This is a genomic window from Streptococcus danieliae (genome assembly GCF_013415245.1).
GTDB lineage: Bacteria > Bacillota > Bacilli > Lactobacillales > Streptococcaceae > Streptococcus > Streptococcus danieliae_A.
Genome location: NZ_JACBXX010000169.1, coordinates 1 through 3,980, shown reverse-complemented (window position 1 = coordinate 3,980; position 3,980 = coordinate 1). Strand labels below are relative to the sequence as shown.

Annotated in this window: 4 protein-coding genes; all 4 read left to right on the top strand. The window is 48.5% G+C overall.

Annotation, left to right across the window (positions count from 1 at the left end; genetic code table 11):
- The first annotated feature begins 177 nt into the window (after window positions 1–177).
- Window positions 178–2,307: a Tex family protein gene (locus HZY94_RS08300; RefSeq protein ID WP_179925766.1), complete on the top strand. Its 2,130-nt coding sequence runs from the start codon at window positions 178–180 to the stop codon at window positions 2,305–2,307.
- Window positions 2,294–2,719 (top strand): SprT family protein, encoded by a 426-nt coding sequence (locus tag HZY94_RS08295; protein WP_160332318.1) that lies wholly within the window; start codon window positions 2,294–2,296, stop codon window positions 2,717–2,719. Before HZY94_RS08300 ends, HZY94_RS08295 begins: the two co-directional genes overlap by 14 nt.
- Before the next feature lie 69 nt (window positions 2,720–2,788).
- Complete coding sequence (locus tag HZY94_RS08290) at window positions 2,789–3,061, top strand: PspC domain-containing protein (RefSeq protein WP_160332319.1); 273 nt, start codon at window positions 2,789–2,791, stop codon at window positions 3,059–3,061.
- A gap of 551 nt (window positions 3,062–3,612) precedes the next feature.
- Window positions 3,613–3,980 (top strand): reverse transcriptase domain-containing protein (locus HZY94_RS08285; RefSeq protein WP_257151889.1); only part of this gene is annotated, 368 nt, incomplete at its 3' end.

The window sequence follows — 3,980 nt, the reverse complement described above, 5'->3', positions numbered from 1 at the left end:
ATTTTCGAAAAATTTAGAGTTTTACTTTTTAAGCTTAGACAAAAATATCATTTTTTTTATGAACTTGGTAATGAGGACTCAAGACCCTGACATTATTTTCAAAAAGGATAAGCAACGGGAATGATTCTCAACTATTTTTTCTGCTTCAAGCCCTCTCCCTGTGCTATACTTATAGTTATGGATAAAAATATCACAAAAATTGCTACAGAGTTAACGATTACCCAGGCTCAGGTTGAGACCGTCCTGGATTTGCTTGCTGAGGGCGCGACGATTCCCTTTATTGCCCGTTATCGGAAGGATAAAACAAAAGGGTTGGATGAAGTGGAAATCAAAGCGATTGCTGACCGAATGGCTAGTTTGACAGCCTTGGATGAGCGACGGGAAGCCATCATGGCCAAGTTGCAAGACCAAGGGCAGTTAACGCCTCAGCTGGAAGCAGCCTTGCAGGCTGCGGAAAAGTTGGTGGAGTTGGAAGAACTCTATCTGCCCTTTAAGGAGAAGAAACAGACCAAGGCCAGTCTGGCCAAGGAAGCCGGTTTGTCGCCTGTAACCCGCTTACTTTTCCAGGGTCAGGAGGATTTGGAAGGGGAGGCTCAGAAGTATGTGTCTGAGGCCTACCCAAGTCCTCAAGCGGTGATTGATGGGGCCAAGGAGATTGCCATTGAAGCTCTTTCGGAAAATCATGGTTTGCGGGCTTGGCTCTACAAGGAGATTCGGGATAATTCCCATCTGACTGCCCAGCTCAAAGATGCGGACAAGGATCCCAAGCAGGTTTTTCAAAACTACTACGAGTTTGCGGAGGGTCTGGCTAGCCTTCCGGGTCACCGGGTTTTGGCTTTAAATCGTGGTGAAAAACTAGGGGTGCTCAAGGTCAAGTTTGTCCATCAGGTGGAGAAGGTGCAGCGTTTCTATCTGGCGCGTTTTGCTCAGAGAACCCAGCTCTTAACAGAGGTGGTTGACGAGGCTTTGAAAAAACGGCTCTTTCCAGCCATGGAACGTCGGGTGCGGTCTGAGCTTTTGGAAATGGCCGAGGAAGGGGCAATTCAGCTCTTTTCAGAGAATCTGCGGCACCTGCTTTTAACAGCTCCGTTGAAAGGTAAGGTGGTCCTTGGTTTTGACCCAGCCTTTCGGACGGGTGCGAAATTGGCTGTTGTGGACCAGATGGGTCATCTCCAGACAACCGAGGTGATCTACCCCGTGAAACCGGCTAGCAAGGCGCAAATCGAAGCCGCCAAGGAGCGTCTGAGCCAGTTGATTCAGGAGTGGCAGGTGGAGCTGATTGCGATTGGCAATGGGACAGCCAGTCGGGAAAGTGAGGCCTTTGTGACGGAGGTGCTTAAGAACTTCCCGGAAGTGGCCTATGTGATTGTCAATGAAAGTGGAGCCTCGGTTTATTCAGTCAGTGAATTGGCACGGCAGGAGTTTCCAGAGCTACCGGTTGAAAAACGCTCAGCTATCTCTATTGCCCGACGCCTCCAGGATCCACTGGCGGAGCTGGTGAAGATTGATCCGCAATCGATTGGTGTGGGGCAGTACCAGCACGATGTGAGCCAGAAAAAGCTTCGTGAACAGTTGGACTTTGTGGTGGAAACGGTGGTGAACCAGGTTGGGGTCAATGTCAACACGGCCAGTCCAGCCTTGCTCAGCCATGTGTCTGGTCTTAATAAAACGATTTCTGAAAATATTGTGGCCTATCGCCAAGAAGTCGGAGCCTTCCAGACCCGACAGGAATTGAAGAAGGTGGCTCGGCTTGGAGCCAAGGCCTTTGAACAGGCAGCTGGTTTCTTGCGGATTCCGGATGCAGGAAATATCCTCGATCAAACTGGGGTTCACCCGGAAAATTATGGGGTTGTCAAAGACTTGTTGGCTCACTTGGGAATTAAAGATCTAGATGCTGCAGCTAAGAAAAGCTTGGCTACCCTGCCGATTGCGGAGACAGCTGAGATCTTGGGAGTGGGACCCCTAACCTTGGAGGATATTGTGCAGGACCTGCTTAAACCTGGGCGTGATTTGCGGGATTCTTTTGCAGGGCCGCAGTTGCGCCAGGATGTCTTGGATATTTCAGACTTGAAACCGGGTCAAAAGCTGGAGGGTGTGGTCCGGAATGTGGTTGACTTTGGAGCCTTTGTCGATATTGGGGTCCACGAAGATGGTTTGGTTCACATTACCCAACTCAGCAAGAACTTTGTCAAGCATCCTAGTCAGGTCGTTTCAGTTGGTGACTTGGTGACGGTCTGGGTTTTGGAAGTTCAGATTCCGCAAAATCGTATCAGTCTGACCATGGTGGAAGATCGTGGATCTAACTAAGTATGTGCAAGCTGTTTCCTTGGAGGATTTTGGCAAACCTTTCCGCCATCAGGCTGTTTGGAATCGGCGGTTGCGGACCTCTGGTGGGCGCTTTTTCCCCCACGATGGCCATCTGGACTTTGCCCCTCGGATCCTGGAGGAATATGGGGAAGCCCTTTTTCGCCAGATTGTGCGGCATGAGCTGACCCATTACCATCTTTATTTTGAGCAAAAGGGCTATAAACACGGTGATGCTGATTTTAAGAAGCTCTTAAAAGAAGTGGATGGACTCCGCTATGCACCGCCTCCCAAACAAAGAACTGTTCACGAGTATCTGTGCCGAGAGTGTGGCCAGGTTTTTCAGCGCCAGCGTCGGATCAATTTGGAACGAATGCGCTGTGGTGCTTGTGGAGGGCGCTTAAAAATTCGGTAAATCGGCCTCAAGGCCGATGATGGGGGCTGAGGGGCTTGCTATAATAGCTGTAGAAAGTGAGGGATTCGTATGACTAAGTACTATAAAATGCGAAAAGGAAAGATTGTTAGTGGTGTCTTAGCCGGGTTGGCGGATAAATTCAAGATGGATGCGACCCTAGCTCGGGTGCTGTTCGCCATCTTTTTCCTCATAACGGAAGGAACTGCGCTCTTCCTCTATATTCTCCTGTCTGTTATTTTGCCGTATAAGGAAGATTTGCTTGAATACGATGAGGTGACCTATAGAGACGGTCGGCGCCGCAAAACGGCTCAAGTCGTCGAAGAGGATGATTGGACTTGGTAGTCTCAGAGGCTGGGCACGGCCCAGCCTTTCTTTTTCAGTACGACGGGCATGTCGTATATCTGAGGTGCAAGTCCTCTGTGGGCACCTGCTACCGGTGAACCCAATAGCGACTCCCAAGCCTGACTATCGTGAGGTAGCGGGGAGAGGAAGGGATAGCGAAATCGTGGCTCTACGAACAGAAATGTGATATGAAGGCGTATGTAGTGGATGAGGAGGCTGAAAACTCTAAAGTCCCAAAAGGTAGTCGTAACCTATATGCGTAGATCACGAGAGTAAACGAGGAAAGATATACGACTTATCCCGTGAGGTCTCATGAGCGTCGTAGACGTAGTAACAACGAATCATGAGAAGTCAGCCGAACCCATAGTAGTGATGAAGTTTCTGTAATGGAAATGGAGCGAAGGGGCGAACAATTAACCGAAGTAATCCTACTTCACTTGTGTCTGTAAAAGAACGGTCTGATAGAACTGGAGACGGTCACGTATTGACTAGGAGAAGGTTCACGAATCTAAGATGTCCCTCAGACACCGAAACAAGAAAGGAATACGCACATGTCAGAATTGCTAGATAAGATATTATCTAGGAACAATATGCTTGAAGCCTATCATCAGGTAAAAAGAAACAAGGGTTCTGCTGGTATCGACGGAGTTACCATTGAGGAAATGGATAATTTCCTACGGCAACATTGGCGAGAAACCAAGGAACTTATAAAGCAGAGGAAGTACAAACCTCAACCAGTTTTACGAGTTGAAATTCCTAAGCCAAATGGTGGCGTCCGAAATCTTGGAATCCCTACAGTCATGGACAGAATGGTACAACAAGCGATTGTTCAAACCATCAGTCCAATCTGTGAAAGACACTTCTCAGAGTATAGTTATGGCTTTCGTCCCAATCGCTCTTGTGAGACAGCTATTATTCA